Origin of the sequence: Micromonospora salmantinae (assembly GCF_022230905.1) — a bacterium.
Taxonomy (GTDB): Bacteria; Actinomycetota; Actinomycetes; order Mycobacteriales; family Micromonosporaceae; genus Micromonospora; species Micromonospora salmantinae.
Window position 1 is genome coordinate 22,611 of record NZ_JAKKFG010000018.1, and the last position, 18,502, is coordinate 41,112.

At 68.8% G+C, this 18,502-nt stretch carries 13 protein-coding genes; 11 read left to right on the plus strand and 2 right to left on the minus strand.

The features are described from left to right. The first annotated feature begins 469 nt into the window (after nt 1-469). Both PSH03_RS15555 and PSH03_RS15560 read left to right on the plus strand, forming a co-directional pair. A complete protein-coding gene (locus PSH03_RS15555) occupies nt 470-1,939 on the plus strand; it encodes an endo-1,4-beta-xylanase (protein WP_210781645.1) in 1,470 nt (489 codons plus the stop codon). A 427-nt stretch (nt 1,940-2,366) separates the two neighbouring features. Beyond that, nucleotides 2,367-3,764 carry an RICIN domain-containing protein gene (locus tag PSH03_RS15560; protein ID WP_238689549.1) on the plus strand — a complete coding sequence of 466 codons (1,398 nt, stop codon included), beginning with the start codon at nt 2,367-2,369 and terminating at the stop codon, nt 3,762-3,764. Between the two features lie 70 nt (nt 3,765-3,834). On the opposite strand, the gene PSH03_RS15565 is transcribed toward PSH03_RS15560, so the two are convergent. Further along, nucleotides 3,835-4,605 carry a FadR/GntR family transcriptional regulator gene (locus PSH03_RS15565; RefSeq protein WP_210781643.1) on the minus strand — a complete coding sequence of 257 codons (771 nt, stop codon included), beginning with the start codon at nt 4,603-4,605 and terminating at the stop codon, nt 3,835-3,837. 147 nt (nt 4,606-4,752) lie between these two features. Here PSH03_RS15565 and PSH03_RS15570 point away from each other — a divergent pair, with 147 nt between their 5' ends. The 8 genes from PSH03_RS15570 to PSH03_RS15605 all read left to right on the plus strand — a co-directional run bounded on the left by PSH03_RS15570 (nt 4,753) and on the right by PSH03_RS15605 (nt 12,806). Continuing rightward, entirely contained in the window at nt 4,753-6,015 is a 1,263-nt protein-coding gene (locus tag PSH03_RS15570; protein WP_210781642.1) for an ABC transporter substrate-binding protein, read from the plus strand. 4 nt (nt 6,016-6,019) lie between these two features. Then, nucleotides 6,020-7,000 carry a carbohydrate ABC transporter permease gene (locus PSH03_RS15575; RefSeq protein ID WP_210781641.1) on the plus strand — a complete coding sequence of 327 codons (981 nt, stop codon included), beginning with the start codon at nt 6,020-6,022 and terminating at the stop codon, nt 6,998-7,000. Beyond that, the gene (locus PSH03_RS15580; RefSeq protein WP_210781640.1) at nt 7,000-7,827 is read left to right on the plus strand and encodes a carbohydrate ABC transporter permease; all 828 of its coding nucleotides are present in this window, start codon (nt 7,000-7,002) and stop codon (nt 7,825-7,827) included. Before PSH03_RS15575 ends, PSH03_RS15580 begins: the two co-directional genes overlap by 1 nt. A gap of 1 nt (nt 7,828) precedes the next feature. Then, nucleotides 7,829-9,052, plus strand: a complete 1,224-nt coding sequence (locus PSH03_RS15585; protein WP_238689550.1) for a mandelate racemase/muconate lactonizing enzyme family protein — start codon at nt 7,829-7,831, stop codon at nt 9,050-9,052. Between the two features lie 106 nt (nt 9,053-9,158). After that, nucleotides 9,159-10,184, plus strand: a complete 1,026-nt coding sequence (locus tag PSH03_RS15590) for a zinc-dependent alcohol dehydrogenase (protein ID WP_238689551.1) — start codon at nt 9,159-9,161, stop codon at nt 10,182-10,184. Further along, a complete protein-coding gene (gene kduD, locus PSH03_RS15595) occupies nt 10,181-10,942 on the plus strand; it encodes a 2-dehydro-3-deoxy-D-gluconate 5-dehydrogenase KduD (RefSeq protein ID WP_210781637.1) in 762 nt (253 codons plus the stop codon). Before PSH03_RS15590 ends, kduD begins: the two co-directional genes overlap by 4 nt. Next, complete coding sequence (locus tag PSH03_RS15600; protein ID WP_238689552.1) at nt 10,939-11,817, plus strand: amidohydrolase family protein; 879 nt, start codon at nt 10,939-10,941, stop codon at nt 11,815-11,817. The genes kduD and PSH03_RS15600 overlap by 4 nt, the downstream gene beginning before the upstream one ends. Further along, entirely contained in the window at nt 11,814-12,806 is a 993-nt protein-coding gene (locus PSH03_RS15605; protein WP_238689553.1) for an aldo/keto reductase, read from the plus strand. The genes PSH03_RS15600 and PSH03_RS15605 overlap by 4 nt, the downstream gene beginning before the upstream one ends. Nucleotides 12,807-12,895: 89 nt before the next feature. On the opposite strand, the gene PSH03_RS15610 is transcribed toward PSH03_RS15605, so the two are convergent. Beyond that, nucleotides 12,896-16,438, minus strand: a complete 3,543-nt coding sequence (locus tag PSH03_RS15610) for a ThuA domain-containing protein (RefSeq protein WP_210781634.1) — start codon at nt 16,436-16,438, stop codon at nt 12,896-12,898. A 525-nt stretch (nt 16,439-16,963) separates the two neighbouring features. Here PSH03_RS15610 and PSH03_RS15615 point away from each other — a divergent pair. Then, nucleotides 16,964-18,475, plus strand: a complete 1,512-nt coding sequence (locus PSH03_RS15615) for a sugar ABC transporter ATP-binding protein (RefSeq protein ID WP_238689554.1) — start codon at nt 16,964-16,966, stop codon at nt 18,473-18,475. The last annotated feature ends 27 nt before the right edge of the window (nt 18,476-18,502 follow it).

The window sequence follows — 18,502 nt, forward strand, 5'->3', positions numbered from 1 at the left end:
CGGCGTGCTACCGGGTGCTCGTGAACGACCAGGGGTCGCGGGCCGCGACTGTGAGCGATAACAGGATTGCCGTCCGGCGTGGCCTGAGCGACGCGGTGGCACGACTCGTCCGCTGGTCGCGCGGTGGTTGAGCACTGTTGCTCTGGGGGTTTGGTACCGGGCGAAACGCGGCGTTCCGGGAGATCGGCGTGAACGACCCGTTACGTCTTGACGAACGGCATGTTATCGCTCACTCTCGATATAGAGGACGATCGTTGCCGTGGCTCACCGGGCGAGCCGCACGGGTCGTGCCTCTGATCACGACGTCCGCAAGGGCATGCGGCCGTCACCTCGGGACCGGCAGTTGCCGGCGACAGCCCTCTCGGACCGCGCGTGCTGATGCCGAGTGGCCAGGAAGACCGTCCCGATCGGTCGCCCCGAGTGAAGTGGCACATCACCACCACCGATGCAACCACTGAAAAGGAACGCCATGAAACCCATGAGAACGATGCTGGCGGCGGCGACAATCGCCGTCGCCCTCACCGCCGCCGGTATGACGGTGGCGCTGGCTCCCGCATCCGGTGCCGGCACGACCCTGAAGGCGGCCGCCGCCGAGAAGGGCCGCTACTTCGGCGCCGCCGTCGCGACCGGCAAGCTCTCCACCGGCGCCTACACGACCATCCTGAACCGTGAGTTCAACAGTGTCGTGGCCGAGAACGAGATGAAGTGGGCATCCAACGAGCCGTCGCAGGGCCAGTTCAACCACTCCGGTGGTGATCGTCTGGTCAGCCATGCGCAGGCCAACGGGATGAGCGTGCGGGGTCATACCCTGCTGTGGCACGCACAGCAGCCGGGCTGGGCGCAGGGCATGTCCGGCACCGCGTTGCGGAACGCGGCGATCAACCACGTCACGCAGGTCGCGACGCACTACCGGGGCAAGATCCACTCGTGGGACGTGGTGAACGAGGCGTTCGCCGACGGTGGTAGCGGTGGGCGTCGTGACTCGAACCTCCAGCGCACCGGCAACGACTGGATCGAGGCGGCGTTCCGGGCGGCGCGGGCTGCGGATCCGGGCGCGAAGTTGTGTTACAACGACTACAACACCGACGGGATCAACGCGAAGTCGACGGGCATCTACAACATGGTGCGGGACTTCAGGTCCCGTGGCGTGCCGATCGACTGCGTGGGCTTCCAGTCGCACCTGGGTACCTCGCTGGCCGGTGACTACCAGGCCAACCTGCAGCGGTTCGCCGATCTCGGTGTGGATGTCCAGATCACCGAGCTGGACGTGATGACCGGCGGCAACCAGGCCAACATCTACGGCGCCGTCACCCGCGCCTGCCTGGCCGTCTCGCGCTGCACCGGCATCACCACCTGGGGTGTGCGGGACTGTGACTCGTGGCGTGGTTCCGACAACGCTCTGCTGTTCGACTGCAACGGCAACAAGAAGGCCGCGTACACCGCCGTCCTGGACGCCCTCAACGGTGGCTCCACCCCGCCCACCACGCCCCCGCCGGGCTCCGGGGTGGACACCAGCGCCTGGTACGTGTTGCTGAACCGGAACAGCGGCAAGGCGATGGACGTCTACGCCTCGGCGACCAACGACGGGGCGCGGATCAGCCAGTGGACGCGCAACAACGGCGTCAACCAGCAGTGGCAGTTCGTCGACTCGGGGGGCGGCTACTACCGGCTGAAGGCCCGCAACTCCAGCAAGGTGCTCGACGTCAGCGGCTTCTCCACCGCCGACGGTGGCGCGATCGTGCAGTGGTCCGACCTCAACGGCACGAACCAGCAGTTCCGACTCGCGAACTCGGCCGACGGCTACGTGCGCCTGATCAACCGCAACAGCAACAAGGCCGTCGAGGTGCAGGGCGCGTCCACCGCCGACGGTGGAAACGTCGTCCAGTACGCCGACTGGGGCGGTAACAACCAGCAGTGGCAACTGGTCCGAATCGGCTGACGACCGCCCGTCATCGACTGGCGGAGCGGGAGTTGCCGGCCGTACGGGATCCGGCCGGCGCCCGCCCAGGCGAGGCGTGACGAGTGGCGGCCCGCCCCCTCCGGGGCGGGCCGCCGTGACCGTCGGGTTACCGCTGCCGGACATCTGCTCGGATCGACATCAATCGTTTGACGTATGACGTCTTACCCGCTAATTTTCACCCCGCGGGCCACCCGGCCAGCGGGAGCCACGACGTCGTACCGCGCGATTCGGCGCGGTCTGCCACGAAGCCCGGATCGTGGCATCGCCCATCGACGTACGTCGTTGGCCGCGGGTTGCCCGCACAACACCCCAGACGTGCTGACGCCACCACCACGACGCCGGCACGCACGCCAGGGCACGCGCGGGCGCTCCCGCTCGTGGGTGACCCCGATCGAAGGAGTGGACCATGGAAGCCCTCGGTGAGGCTCGTCCCGCCTCTCGACAAAGATCTCGCTGGCGGTCAGGGTTGGCCGTGGCGGCTGCCGCGGTCATGGCAGCCAGCGCACTCGTCGCGGTCAACGCGGCGCCCGCGGCGGCAGCGACAGTGGACACCAACGCCTCCTACGTGCTGGTGAACCGCAACAGCGGTAAGGCGTTGGACCTGTACGCCTCGGCCACCAACGACGGGGCGCGGATCAGCCAGTGGACGCGTAACAACGGCGCCAACCAGCAGTGGCAGTTCGTCGACTCCGGTGGCGGCTACTACCGGATCAAGTCGCGGCACTCGGGCAAGGTGCTCGACGTCAGTGGTTTCTCCACCGCCGACGGTGGTGCGATCGTGCAGTGGGCCGATCTCAACGGGACGAACCAGCAGTTCCGGCTGGCCGACTCGGACGGTGGCTATGTTCGGCTGATCAACCGCAACAGCAACAAGGTCGTCGAGGTGCAGGGCGCGTCCACCGCCGACGGTGGGAACGTCGTGCAGTACGCCGACTGGAACGGCGCCAACCAGCAGTGGCAGCTCGTCCGCGTCGACGGCGGGACCGACCCCACGACGCCACCCCCGTCGGGTGGTAGCGGGTGCGGCAAGGCGCCGACGCTGGCCAGCGGCACGCACACCATCCAGAGCAACGGCAAGAGCCGAACCTTCATCCTGCGGGTGCCGGCGAACTACAACAACAGCAACCCCTACCGGCTGATCTTCGCGTTCCACTGGCGCGGCGGCACCATGCAGGAGATCTCCTCCGGCGGCACCAGCGGAACACCGTGGTCCTACTACGGGCAGCAGGAGCAGTCGAACAACAGCGCGATCCTGGTCGCGCCCCAGGGGTTCGGCAACGGCTGGGGCAACTCCGGCGGTGAGGACATCGTCTTCGTCGACGACATGATCAGCCGGATCGAGAGCAGCCTCTGCGTCAACCCGAGGCAGCGGTTCGCGCTCGGCTTCAGCTGGGGTGGCGGCATGAGCTACGCCGTCGCCTGTGCGCGGGCCAACGTCTTCCGGGCCGTCGCGGTCATCTCCGGTGGGCAGATCAGCGGGTGCAGCGGCGGTACCCAGCCGATCGCGTACTTCGGGCTGCACGGCATCTCGGACAATGTCCTGGGCATCTCGGGTGGCCGGGCGTTGCGCGACACGTTCGTCCGCAACAACGGCTGCACCGCGCAGAGCCCGCGCGAGCCGGCGGCCGGCAGCCGCACGCACATCACGACCACGTACTCGGGTTGCCGGGCCGGATACCCGGTGCAGTGGGCCGCGTACGACAACGGCCACATGCCCGGCCCGGTGGACGGCACCTACGCCGAGAGCGGCATCACCACCTGGACCAAGGGTGAGATCTGGAGGTTCTTCGCCCAGTTCTCGTGACTCTTGTCGGCCACAGCTGGCGGCGCCTGCTCCCTTACCGGGGGCGGGCGCCGTCCGTTTCCCGTGACGGTCAGCGTTCGAGGCGGACCGGGCTCCCCGAGCCACTGCGACGGACCAGCCAAGCCTCGGTGATGTGGGTGAACATCGCCTCGGCGGCGCCGTTGGGGTCGTGGGCGGCGATGCGTTCGTAGATGCGTCGGTGACCCTGGTTGGACGCCACGCACAGCGCCCGTTCGGTCCGGCCCATGTACCGGGCGGTGTTGATGACCTGGCTCTCCAGCGCGCGTACGACGCCACGGGCGATCCGGTTCCCGGATGCCTGCATGATCGTGTCGTGGAAGGCCCGGTCGTGGTCGTGGTACGTGACGTGGTCGTCGACGAGTTCGTCCATCCGGTCCACCATGGCCCGGAGTCGATCGACGGTGCCGCTGTCGGCGAGGCGGGCGGCGACGTTCGCCATGTCGGACTCCAGCACCCGCCGGGTGACGACCAGGTCGTCGAGGATGGCGAGGCTGTCGTCCACGGCGATGGTGGCCGCGAGGACGAGTTCGTCGAGCATGTCCCAGTGTGACGGCGGGGTGACCATGGTGCCGGCGCCCTGACGGACCTGCACCAGCCCCTTCTCCTGAAGGATCTTCACTGCTTCCCGGACGACGGTCCGGCTCACGCCGAAGGTCTCGCAGAGGATCGGCTCGGGAGGTAGGGACGACCCGGACGGGTGTACGCCGCGGACGATGCGCTCCACCAGTTCGGCGGTGACCGCCCTGGCGAGGTTGGTCGGCCGACGCACCCACGCCGGGGTCGCCGGACTGTTCAGGGCTGTCTCCTGCGGTGGCGTCATGTCCCCCTCCGAATGGCTCGCCGTGGCACGACGTCTGGGCCAGTGTACGGCCGACTGTTGACGTCACACGTCATACGAGTTACCTTCCGGTCAACATTTGGCTCGCGGGACACCCGCCGGCCACCCCCCATATAGAGGTGACAATCGATGAGACAGCGCGCAATATGGTCGGCCGTCCTCGTTGTGGGCCTGGCCCTGACCGGTTGTGGAAGTGCTAGCGATTCGGGCAAGTCAACCAGCTCGGACGGCAAGTTGGTCGTGTGGGACTGGAAGTCCGGCGAGCCGTTCGCCAAATCCTATCTGGAGAAGGCCAAGGCCGACTTCAAGAAGAAGCACGCCGACGTTGAGGTCGAGTTCGTCGCGCAGCCCTTCGACCAGTACTACACCCTGCTCGGTGCGGCGATCCAGTCCGGCAAGGGCCCGGACGTCATGCTGTTCAACGGTGGCGGCCAGATCCGCGACCGGGTGGACGCGCTGGTGCCCCTCGACGACTACGTGGCCGAGGACAGGCAGCGGCTGGCCGGCTGGGAGGCGTTCGGCAAGGACGGCAAGACCTACGCCGCCCCGGTGACGCTGCAGGGCTACCCGATCTACTACAACAAGGCGATCTACCAGAAGGCGAACCTCGACCCGGCGAGCCCGGCCACCACGTGGGACAAGTTCGTCGCCGACTGCGCCGCCATCGCCAAGGCCGGCTCCAAGTGCTTCGCCCTCGGCAACAAGGAGGGCGTCGGCATCCAGTTCTGGCTCTCCAGCATGGGCTCGACCACCCTCACCGCCGCGGAGTACGACGCCTGGATCGCCGGTAAGCGCGACTGGAACTCGGCCAACGTCAAGCGGCTCTTCCAGACCTGGAAGGAGACCGGCGACAAGAAGATGAACAGCGACGGGGCCAACTCGACCGCCATGTTCAACGACTCCTTCGCCCTCTTCCAGTCCGGTAAGGCCGCCCACGTCATGGGTCTGATGTCCGACGTGGGGCACTGGCAGGACTTCAACGAGTTCCTGACCGCGGAGAAGCTCGGCGTCATGAAGGCTCCCGTCGTCACCGCCGGCACCACCCCGAGCCTCCCGTACGACGGTGGCATCGGGTACGCGGTCGCCAAGTGGACGAAGGACCCGAAGGTGGCCGCCGACCTGGTGCGCTCCCTGAGCTCGGCCGATGCGTTGAAGGCCTTCTACGCCGACGCCGGCGCGATCGCCGCCGACACCACCATCGACGTGTCGCAGGCCGGGCCGGCCGTCGCCACGCTCGTCGGCGAGCTGAAGAGCGGCAAGCCCGCTCTGCACGTGGCGCTCTCCTCGAAGACGCTGGACCTGATGGGGCGCCTCTCCCAGCAGCTGCTCAGCGGGTCGATCACCGTCGACGAGGTGGTGAAGCAGTTGGCCGCTTCCGACCAGGCGGGCTGACCTCGTGCCGATCGGAAACACGCAGCCGTCGGTCCGTCCGGCTTCGGCCGGACGGGCCGGCGGGGCGGCGCCCACCCCCGCCGCGCATCGGCATGGCGCACAACCCCGTCGCACCCGTGGCGGCCTGGGGGCCGAGCGCTTCGCCCCCTACATCCTGGTCCTTCCGGCCGTCCTGATCATCGTGCTGCTGCGGCTCTACCCGCTACTGCTGGGCGTCAACTTCTCCTTCACCGGTGACGGCGCGCAGAACGGGACCGCTGTCGGATTCGGCAACTACCGCGAGCTGTTCGGAGATCCGCTGTTCCGGACCGCGCTGAGCAACGTCGGGCTGCTGGTGCTGCTGCTGCCGGTGGCGGTGGCGATCCCCGGTCTGCTCGCGACGTTCATCTACCTCCGGGTGCCGGGCCACCGCTTCTACCGAAGCGTCTACTTCTTTCCGGCGGTGCTCTCGCCGGTCATCGTCGGCGCGATCTTCAACCTGTTGCTCGCCTTCGACGGCCCGCTCAACGCCGTGCTCGGGTCGTTCGGTGTCGGTCCGGTGGACTGGCTCGGAGACCCGGACATCGCGATGTTCATGGTGGTGGGCGTGCACATCTGGGCCACCTTCGGGATGGCGCTGGTGGTGTTCCTCGCCGGCTTCGCCACGCTGGACGCCGCGCTCCTGGACGCCGCCCGGGTGGACGGTGCGTCGCTGCGCCAGGTCGTCTGGCACGTCATCATCCCGAGTCTCGCCCGGACCATCCAGTTCGTCTTCGTGACCACGATGATCGGGATGCTGACCTCGATGTTCGGTCTGCTCTTCGTGATGACCAGCGGCGGCCCGGAGGGCTCGACATACCTGCCGGAGTACTACATCTGGATCCAGCAGGGCCAGATGAACCGTCCGGCTCTCGCGTCGGCCGCGTCGACGATCCTCTTCGTGATCATGCTCGTCGTGGGGCTGTTGCAGATCAAGCTGCTCGAACGATCTGGAAAGGAGGATTGATGTCTCGCCTCCGCCTGGGACGGTGGCTTATCGCCATCCCCATGTCGCTGCTCGCCCTGGCGACGATCTACCCCCTGCTGTTCACCGCCAACGTCGCGATGAAGACCCGGCGTGACTACATCCTCGACCGGTTCGGTCTGACCGACGCCCTGCGCTGGGAGAACATCAGCACGGCGTGGAACAGCGTCGGCATGGGCCGTTACTTCATCAACTCGCTTTTCGTCGTGACGGTGTCGGTGTTCCTGCTGCTGCTGTTCGGGTCGATGGCCGGCTTCGCCCTGAGCCAGCTGCGGTTCCGCGGCTCGTCGGCGCTGTTCCTGGGTTGCCTCGCGGGGCTCTTCATCCCGTTCCAGGTGATCATGGTGCCGCTCGCCCGGATCATGGCCGACACCGCGCTCATCGACACGTACCCGGGCCTGATCCTGGTCTACGTAGCCCAGTTCCTGCCCTTCACGGTCTTTCTCATGACGAGCTACTACAAGGGCATTCCGCCGGAGATCGTCGACGCCGCGCGGATCGACGGCAGCACCGTGTACGGCGTGTACCGCCGGATCATGCTGCCGCTGGGCACCCCGGCGCTGCTGTCGGTCGGCATCCTCAACGCCCTGTTCTGCTGGAACGACGTCCTCATGGCGCTGGTGATGATGCCCTCGGCCGAGCACCGGACGCTCATGATCGGGGTGACCTCGCTGCGCGGGCAGTACTCCGACAACATCCCCACCTTCGCCTCCGGGGTGCTGATCGCCGCGATACCCGTCCTGTTGGTCTACCTGTTCCTCCAGCGCCAAATTGCCGACGGCGTGGCCGCCGGTTCCACGAAGGGTTGACATGCGGATCACGGGATATCGGACGCTCTCCACGGTCCAGGAATGGGGCCGACCAGTCGGCGACGCCAACGGTGTGTTCGCCGACGGGGTGGTTCCGGTCTCGATCGTCATCGTCGACACCGACGAGGGCATCTCGGGAGTCGGCCTCGGGCCGCACGTCGAGATCGAGCGGATCTTCCCAGCCATCGAGGGTGAAGACCCCCGGGCCGTGACGTCCCTGTACGACCGCATGTTGCGGCACACCTTCAAGGCGGGCCACGCGGGGCCGGTGTTCGGCACCATCGGCGCCCTGGACACCGCGCTCTGGGACATCAAGGCGCAGGCCGCCGGCGAACCGCTGTGGCGGCTGCTGGGCGGACGGGACCGGCGGGTCACCGCCTACGCGTCCGGGCTGGACATCGGGCTCACCGACGACGAACTCGTCGCGGCGTACGAGGTCTACGCGAGCCACGGCCTGCGGGCGGCCAAGCTCAAGGGCGGCCTCGACATCGAGAGCGATCGGCACCGCCTGAGCCTGGTCAAGGAGGTCCTGACCGAGGCCGGGCACGGCAGACGGCCGGGCCTGATGCTCGACGTCAACGAGGCGTGGACCCGCAAGCAGGCGGTTCGGCATGTCTGTGAACTGGAACGTACCCTGGATCTCATCTGGATCGAGGAGCCGGTCCGGCGCTGGGACGCCGAGGGTCTCGCCGCGGTCAGCCGAGGCGTGTCCGCGTCGGTCGCCACCGGTGAGAACCTCACCGGGCTCGAACAGTACCGTCCACTGATCGCCGCCGGCGCTGTCGACGTCGTCCAGATGGCGGCCGTCTGGGGGGTCACCCACTTCCTGCGGGCGTCCGCCCTGGCCCATGCCCACGACCTGCCCGTCAGCCCGATCGGCAACAGTCCGGTCGGGTTGCTGCACGCCGCGACCTCGGTGCCTAACCACCTGACCAGCGAGTTGCAGGATCTGCACACACCCGTTGGTGTCTCCATCGACCTGCACGTCGAGGACGGCGCCTTCATCCTCGGCGACGCACCCGGGCTCGGGGTCCGGGTGGACGAGGAGCGGATCCGGGCGGTCAACCGCCGCCCGCAGGCGCAGACGGCCGACAGCCCCAACGTCCGGCCGGAGCGGGCCGGACGACGGCTGCTGGCCGGAGTCGACGGGGTGATCCCCACCCGCCAGGTGCCTGTCGTGTCGCTGAACTCCCGCAACGAGGTGTCGCCGACCGTACGGCACTGAGCTGACCACCAGAACAGGAAAGGCGTGGGTGCATCGCGACGGCGGTGCACCCACGGCCATGCCCGGTCGGCACGACCGACGTACCGACCGTCGAGACGGAGGAACGATGAAGGCAGTCGTCTACCGGGGAGCGCGACACCTCGGAATCGAGAACCGCGACCCGGAGCCACCGGGCCCCGGCCAGGTACGGATCGAGGTGGCGTACACCGGCATCTGCGGTACGGATCTGCACATCTACCACGGGGACATGGACGCCCGGGTCGGTGACTCAGCGATCATCGGGCACGAGATGTCCGGGCGGATCGCGGCCGTCGGCGAGGGCGTGACCGGCTGGAGCATCGGTCAGGCCGTCACCGTGATGCCGACCCGGCCCTGCGGACGCTGCGCCGCCTGCCAGCGGGGCAACTCCCACGTCTGCCACGCGATGAACTTCCTCGGCATCGACTCACCGGGTGCCATGCAGTCCTCCTGGACCGTGCCGGTGGAGCTGGTCCTGCCGCTTCCGGACGAGTTGCCCCTCGACCACGCGGCGCTCGTCGAGCCGGTGGCGGTCGCCGTGCACGACGTACGCCGGGGCAACGTGACCGCCGACGACCAGGTGGTCGTGGTCGGTGGTGGGCCGGTCGGCGTCCTCATCGCCATCGTCGCGCGGGGCCGTGGCGCGCGGGTGCTCCTCGTCGAGCCGGACCCGTTCCGACGGGAGGTGGCGGAGGGGATCGGGATCGAGGCCGTCGATCCGCGAGCGACCGACGTCGTGGCGCTGGTCAACGACCGCACCGATGGCGCGGGCGCCGACATCGCCTTCGAGGTGTCCGGCTCCCCGGCCGGAGTCACCACGGCGGTCGACGTTCTCACCACTCGCGGGCGGCTGGTCATGGTGGCGATCCATCCTCAGCCCCGCGAGGTCAACCTGCACCGGTTCTTCTGGCGTGAGCTGGAACTGCTGGGTGCCCGGCTGTATCAGCGCGACGACATGGTGGAGGCGATCCGGTTGGTCGCCTCGGGTGCGATCCCGGCACGGCAGCTGATCTCCCGGGTCGAGCCGGTCGAGGCGGCCAGCGCGGCCTTCGCGGCGCTGGAGGGTGGCGGCGTCATGAAGGTGCTGCTCGATGTGCGGGAGGGTAACCAGTGACCACGTTGTTCGACCTGTCCGGCCAGACCGCCGTCGTGACCGGGGCGCGGCGCGGTATCGGTCTCGCCATGGCCGAGGCCCTGGCCCTGGCCGGCGCCGACATCGTGGGGGTCTCCGCCCAGCTCGAAGCGGAGGGCAGCGAGGTCGAACGCCGGGTGCGCGCCACCGGCCGCCGGTTCACCGCGCTGCGGGCGGACCTCGGCGACCGGGCGGCCGTGCACCGGTTGGCCCGCGACATCACCGCTCTCGGGCCGGTCGACATCCTGGTGAACAACGGCGGCACGATCGCCCGGACGCCGGCCGCGGAGCACCCGGACGAGATGTGGGACCACGTGATCGAGGTGAACCTCAGCAGCCAGTTCATCCTCAGCCGGGAGATCGGCCGGACGATGGTCGAGCGCGGCCGAGGGAAGATCATTTTCACCGCGTCGCTGTTGAGTTTCCAGGGCGGCATCACCGTCCCCGGTTACGCCGCGTCGAAGTCGGGCGTGGCCGGTCTCACCAAGGCGTTGGCGAACGAGTGGGCGGCCCACGGGGTGAACGTCAACGCCATCGCACCCGGCTACATCGCCACCGACAACACCCAGGCGCTGCGCGACGACCCCGACCGCAACCAGGCGATCCTCGGCCGGATCCCGGCCGGGCGGTGGGGCCGGGCCGACGATCTCGGCGGCGCCACCGTCTTCCTGGCGTCGACCGCGTCGGACTACGTCAACGGCGTCGTGCTGCCCGTCGACGGCGGCTGGCTGGGCCGATGACGGGCGCACAGGAGCCCGGGCGGGCCGGGATCGTCGACGCGCACCACCACCTCTGGGTCCGCGCCCGGCACCCGCAGCCGTGGATCGACCCGGTGACCATGGCGGCCATCGACGCCGACTTCGAACCCGCCGATCTCGCGCCGCTGGCCCGGGCGGCCGGGGTCACCGCGACAGTGGTGGTGCAGTCCGTCGCCTCCGACACGGAGACGGTCGACCTGCTGGGAGTGGCGGCCGAGGACCCACTGGTCCGTGGGGTCGTCGGCTGGGTGGACCTGACCGCCGACGACGTTGCGGAGCGCCTCGACGGTCTGCGGGCGGCCCGAGGTGGGGAACGCCTCGTCGGCATCCGCCACCTCGTGCAGTCCGAGAGCGACCCGGCGTACCTGGACCGTCCCGACGTCCGTCGGGGGATCGCGGCGGTGGGCGCCGCCGGCCTCGTCTTCGACCTGCTGGTACGCCAACACCAGCTCCCCATGGCCGCGCGTCTCACGCGAGACCTGCCCGAGGTGAGCTTCGTCCTCGACCACCTGGGCAAGCCGGCGCTCGGCAGTCCGGAGATGGCCGAGTGGAGCCGGGACCTGCGCTCGGTGGCGGCCTCGGCCAACACGACGGCGAAGCTCTCCGGGCTGGTGACGGAGGTGCCGCTCCCGCACTGGACGCCGGCTGACCTCCGACAGGCCGTCGAGGACGCCCTCGACGCGTTCGGGCCGGACCGACTGATGTTCGGCTCGGACTGGCCGGTCTGTCTGCTCGCCAGTTCCTACCAGCGGTGGGTCGACACCCTGGCGGAGCTGCTGGAGGGCCAGGACGCTACCGGCCGGGCGTCGGTCTGGGGCGAGACGGCCCGCCGCGTCTACGGGCTGGGGCCGTCATGATGGCGCGCGCACTGCCGCGCCGCCCGCAGCTACGGCTCACCGAGCTGGGCTTCGGCGCCGCCCAGGGGGGCAACCTGTACCGGACGACGACGGACGAGGAGTTCGCCTCGGCGGTCGACGCCGCGTGGGAGGCGGGCGTCCGGTACTTCGACACCGCGCCGCACTACGGTCTCGGGCTGTCCGAGCGCCGCCTCGGCGCCGCGCTGCGCCAACGGCCGCGCGACGAGTACGTGGTGTCGACGAAGGTCGGGCGACTCCTGGTGCCGTCGCCTCAGGACGCGCACCTGCGGGACTCCGACGGGTTCGACGTGCCCGCGACCCACCGGCGGGTGTGGGACTTCAGCCGCGACGGCGTGCTCCGCTCCATCGAGGCCAGCCTGGACCGGACCGGGCTGGACCGGATCGACATCGTCTACCTGCACGACCCGGACGAGCACTGGGAGCAGGCGGCGCACGAGGCCGTTCCCGCCCTGATCGACCTGCGGGACGAGGGTGTCGTGGGTGCCATCGGCGCCGGCATGAACCAGTCGGCGATGCTGGCGCGGTTCGTCCGGGAGACCGACGTCGACGTGATGATGTGCGCCGGGCGGTACACCCTGCTCGAACAGGGCGCGGCGGCCGACCTGCTGCCGACCGCCGAGAACCGGGGGGTGGGCGTGGTCATCGCGGGCGTCTACAACTCGGGTCTGCTGTCGCGGGACCGGCCGCCGGCCGACGCCGTCTACAACTACCAGCAGGCCCCGGTGGCGCTGATCGAGCGGGCGCGGCGGATCGCCACTGTCTGCGAGACATACGGGGTGACCCTGCCGCAGGCGGCCCTCGCCTTCGTCCGCCGGCACCCGGCCGTGGTGTCGACGGTGGTCGGCGTTCGCAACGAGGCGCAGGCGGTCGAGACGGTACGACGGTCCGGGATCGTCGTACCGGAGGAGTTGTGGGACGACCTGGCGGCGGCCGGGCTGCTCGCCGCGCCGCCCGGCCTGCCTGCCTGACCGACGACGACGTCCCGGCCGGGACCGGCTCCGTTACTCGGACACCGGTCCCGACCGGGACGTCAGTTGTTACCGCGACAGTTGCGGGGTCACACCGCGGTGAACCGCCACTGCTGGTTGGCGGCGCTGTGGCAGGTCCACTGCAACAGCCGGGCGCCGTCGGTGGTGGCGGCACCGTTGACGTCCACACAGAGCCCGCTCAGCACGTTGCGCACCGTGTACACGCCGGAGGTTCCGGTCGCGGTGGCGGTGAACTTCTGCTGGTTGCCGTTGTTGCAGGTGGCCTGCTGGAGGAAGGCACCCGCCGCTGTGGAGCTGCCGACCACCTCGACGCACTTGCCGCTGTGCACCGCCTTCAGGTAGACCGCGCCGCTGCCGGCGTCGACCGCCTGCCACTTCTGGTTGTTGCCACCGGTGGACGCCCACTGGGTGATCTGGGCGCCGTCGGCGGTGGAGACACCGCTGACGTCCATCAGCTTGTTGCTGTGCTGTGCCGTGAGGGTGTAGGTCTTGCCCGCCAGGCCACCACCGGTGCCGGGTGTTCCGACGCCGTTGCCGCCGAAGGTGTGCGAGTCCAGATCGAACGAGTTGCTGCTGTTCTTGAACACCATGTAGAGCGTCTGTGTCCCGCTGAGCGCGGCGACGCTCACCGGAGTCGTGGACTGGTAGTTGTCCCAGCCGCCCGTACTGGGCACCGTGGTGGTGGCCAGCAGGGTGCCGGTCGGCGAGCCGGCGCGCAGCTCGATCGAACCGCCACCGGAGGGCGACGACACCCGGTAGCTGACCGTCGAGATGCCCGACAGGCTCATCGGGCTGAACGCGATCCAATCGTTGGTGGAGATGTCACCGACGCGCTTGGTGCTCTCCGCCGCGGCCTGGTCGACGACCCGGATGCCGGACTGGCTGCTGAAGTACTCGGACTGCTTGTGCTTCGGTTGCAGGATCGCCTGCGCGGTGCCGGTGAGCGGGGACCCGCCTCCCGAGCCGCCGTTGTCGGTGTACCGCGCGTTCAGCACGTAGAACAGGTTGGCGCCATCGGGGTGCCCACCGAGCAGATCGGTGGAGATGGTGCCCGAGCAGCCCGGGTACTCCGTGGTCTCGTGCGCGTGGTCGTCGTGACCCAGCGCCGGGTTGAGGATGACCTTCGAACAGTCGACGGTGCCGCCGTCCGGATCGGTCACGGTGATCTGGTACGACACCTTGTCGCCGAAGGTCAGCATGCCTCCGTTGCCCGGTGTGGTGATGGTGACCACCGGGGCGCTGTTGCCCACCGTGATCGGGACGTTGGCGAAGCCGGTCTTACCGGTGCTGTCGGTGACCTTCAACTGGGCCGTGTAGTTGCCGTTCGAGGTGTACGTCTTCGACGGGTTGGCCGCCGTCGAGGTGGTGCCGTCGCCGAACGTCCACAGGTAGCTCAGCGTGTTGCCGTCCGGGTCGGACGTGCCCGCGCTGCTGAACTGGACGGTTAGCGGTGCGGTGCCGCTGGTGGGTGTGCCGGTGGCCTTGACGATCGGTGACCGGCCGCCCTGGATGTAGTCGATCCGGTAGAGCCCGGAGTCGCTGTTGCCGCCGCCGAAGTTGGTGCCCCACTCCAGCAGGTAGAGCGAGCCGTCCTTGCCGAACTCCATGTCCATCGGCTTGTTGAACCCACCGCCGGGCAGGAACGGGTTGGTGCGGGTCACCGCCGAGGAGGAGTCGAAGTGCACCTCCTTGATGTAGTTGCGCGACCACTCGTAGAAGAAGTGCACCCCGTCGTAGTAGGGCGGGAACTTCGTCGCGGACGGGTTCGCCGCGTCGTACCGGTAGACCGGGCCGCCCATCGGCGCGGAGCCGCCGGAGCCCAGCTCCGGGAAGGTCGTCGAGGCGGGGTAGCCATACCAGATGTTGGGCATGACGACCGGCTTCAGGCTGGTCAGCCCGGTGTTGTTGGGTGAGTTGTTGACCGGTGCCGAGCAGTTGAACTTCGCGCCGACCACGCCGGTGTCGGGGTTGTACGGCGCGTAGGGCTGGTTGTTGCCGTGGCAGAACGGCCAGCCGTAGTTGCCGGGCGTCTTGATCACGTTCAGCTCGACCAGGCCCTCCGGGCCACGGTTGGTGGTGGGCGGGTTGCGGTCCGGCCCGTAGTCGGCCAGGTAGACCCAGCCGGTGGCCGCGTCGATCGAGAAACGGAACGGGTTGCGGAAGCCCATCGCGTAGATTTCCGGCTTGGTCTGCGCCGTGCCCTGGGGGTAGAGGTTGCCGCTCGGGATGGTGTAGCTGCCGCTGGCGCCGGGGCGGATACGCAGCAGCTTGCCGCGCAGGTCGTTCGTGTTGCCCGCGGTCCGGGCGGCGTCCAGGTTGGACTTACCCGAGCGCCAGTCCAGCGGGGCGTAGCCCTGCCAGTTGGGGTCGAGGTTCGGCGGCGTGTCGTCGCCGGTGCCGATGTAGAGGTTGCCGTCCGGACCGAACTCGATGTAACCGCCGGTGTGGCCGGGCTCCGGGAACGTCCGGTCCCGGTACGCCGGGATGTCGATGATCGTCACGCCGCTGGACGTGTTCAGCGTGTCGCCGCTCATCGTGAAGCGGGAGACCCGGTTGACGTCGGTCGAGCTGCTCGCCGGCGAGTGGTACAGGTACACGTACCCGTTGGTGGCGAAGTTGGGGTCCAGCGCCATGCCGGTGAGGCCGTCCTCACCGCCGGTGTAGACGCTCAGCGTCCCGGCGGTCACCGTGCTGTTTGTGGAGGGTTTGAAGATCTTCAGCTGCCCGCCGCGCTGGGCGTAGAACACGCGCCCGTCCGGGGCCACTGCCATCGCCATCGGGTCGACTGTGTTGTCGTCCAGGGTGCGCTTCTCGAAGTTGCTCCAGACGGTGCCGCCGCAGTCGCCGGGAGCGTTCCCGGCGGCCCACTTGATGCCACCGAGGACGTGGTTTTGGAAGTTCGTCTCGCTGTAGGAGGCGATCGCGTGGCCCATCGCGGTGGCCCACACCCGCCCGCCGCCGGTGTCCCGACACCAGGAGATCGGGTGGTCCGGGCCCATCGCCCGGGATCCCGGGTTGTAGGTGCGCTCGTCGGCGGTCACCAGGACGTGCACCTTGCCGCGCGGGTTGGTGTCGAAGTTGTACCACTCCTCGCTGCGGTTCCACCGGTCCGGCAGGGAGGCCGTCGACGGGTGCTTCTTGTCGGCGACGATCGCGGTGCCGGGCAGCACTCCAGGGGAGTGCTCGGGCATGTGGGCGCCGCCGTTGATGGTCTGGTCCCACCACGGGTACTCGGACTCGATGCCCATGTCGGTGGCGTTGTGGACGGCCACGATGCCCTTGCCGCTGGCGAGGTAGCCCTCCACCGCCTGACGTTGGGCGGTCGAGGTCCAGACCATGCCGGAGGTCTGGAGCATGATGATCACGTCAAAGGTCGCCAGGTTACTGGCGGTGAAGACGCTCGAGTCCTCGGTCGCCACCACCTCGAAGTTGTTCGCGGTGGCCTGCTGCTGGACCATGGCGATCGCGGCGGGGATCGAGTCGTGCCGATAGCCGGTGGTCTTGGTGAACACCAGGGCGCGGAAGGCCGGGGCGGCCGACGCCGGTGGAGCGAGTCCGAGCGCCAGCAACAGGCCGGCGATCACTGAGATGAGCAATGTGTTGCGACGCATGCCGTCTCCTAGGTTGGGCGGGCAACTCCGATTGCCACCACGGGCCCCACGGCGCGCCAGGTTATGCCTGGACGCGCAAGGGTGCACGGGGTGCGGTGGTCGGTCTTCGTGCCGTTCGCCGAGACGGCAGTCAGACCCGCAGAACGTCACACAGCGTGATGGTCGCTGTAGATCTCGTCCGTTGATCCACGAGGTCAGGATGAGCTAGAGATAGAACAGTGTCAATTAATGGAGTGACGTCCGACGTCCTGCCCAGGTGACGACGGTCGTGCACGGCTCCCTCGCTGGGGCGCCGCTGTCGATCGGGTGACGGCCCTGGCAATCAGCCCCGGTCGAGGATTGCGGACCCGCATCCAAACATCTATCTTCATACGTGTGATGTTTCGACGATGTCAAGGGAATGTTCGTAACACGCAAACATAAGCCTTCGTCGATAGCCACGAAAGTTCGCCGTGCGGTGCGGCAAAACCGCCGGAACGCGGGGATGGGTCCAGTCGATAACTACTATCTGTGAGGGCTTTCGGGATGTCAGATCCGCCGCCGACGCCGCTTCTCACCCTTCGGGGCATCGGCAAGTCCTTCCTCGGAGTCCGCGTCCTCGACGGTGTCGACCTCGATGTCGCGCCCGGCGAGGTGCACGCCGTCGTCGGTGAGAACGGGGCCGGGAAGTCGACCCTCATGAAAATCGTCTCGGGCGGGTACGCCCCGGACGGGGGCACCGTCGAGTTCGCCGGTGCGACGCGTACGTTCCGTGGTCCGCGCGACGCGCAGCGGGCCGGCATCGGCATCATCCACCAGGAGTTCAACCTGCTCCCGGAGCGCACCGTCGCGGAGAACGTCTACCTGGGGCACGAGCCGGTCCGACGTGGGCTCGTCGATCGTCGGGCAATGCTCGACCGCACCGCGCGGCTGCTCGCCTCGATCGGTGAGACCACCTTGCCGGCCGACGCCCGGGTGGGGCAACTGGGCGTCGCGCAGCAGCAGGTCGTCGAGATCGCCAAGGCGCTCGCCCTGGACGCGCGGCTGCTCATCATGGACGAGCCGACCGCCGCGCTGGCCGACCACGAGGTCGAGTTGCTCTACGGGCTGGTGCGCCGACTCCAGGAACGGGGCATCGGGCTGCTGTACGTCTCGCACCGGCTCGCCGAGGTCTTCGACCTTTCCGGTCGGATCACAGTGCTCAAGGACGGCCGTCGGGTCACCACGGTGGACACCGTGGACACCACCGCCGACCAGTTGGTGCGGCACATGGTCGGCCGGGAACTGTCCAGCTACTACCCGGACCGGGCCGTCCCCGAGGACCGGGGCCCGGTGCGGCTCAACCTTCGCGACGCGGGAAACCGGAAGCTGCGGGACGTCAACCTCCAGTTGCGCGCCGGCGAGGTGCTCGGCATCGGCGGCCTCCAGGGCTCCGGGCGCTCGGCGCTGGCCCGCGCGATCTTCGGGGTGTCGCCGTTCACGACCGGCGACGTCACGCTCGACGACCGGCCGGTCCGACTACGCTCACCCCGCACCGCCATGCGGGCCGGCATCGCCTACGTCACCGAGGACCGCAAGGGCGAGGGGATCGTCCCCCGGCAGTCGGTGCTGGACAACGCGCTGCTCGCCAGCCGGGCCGTCTTCGCCGCCCGGTCCGGCCGGGCCGCGAGGACCGCCCGGGTACGCGAGTTGCTGGCCGCCGTGGAGATCCGCGGCGCCGGCGACGACCAGGAGATCCGCTTTCTGTCCGGCGGCAACCAGCAGAAGGTCGTGCTGGCCCGATGGCTCGCGCTCAAACCGCGGATCCTGCTCTTCGACGAGCCGACCCGGGGCATCGACGTCGGTGCGAAGTCAGCCATTCACGACCTCGTCCGCCGCCTCGCCCGTGATGGCGCGGCCGTGCTGATGATCTCGTCCGATCTACCGGAGCTGCTGGGGATGAGTGACCGGATCGTCGTCATGAGGGACGGCCACGTCGCGGGCGAGCTGCCCGCCGGCGCGACCGAGGAGGAGGTCGTCGCCTTGGCGGTCGGCGCCGTGCGGGAGACGGTCCAGTGAGCGCAAGGAGTGAGCCGGGTTTGCGAG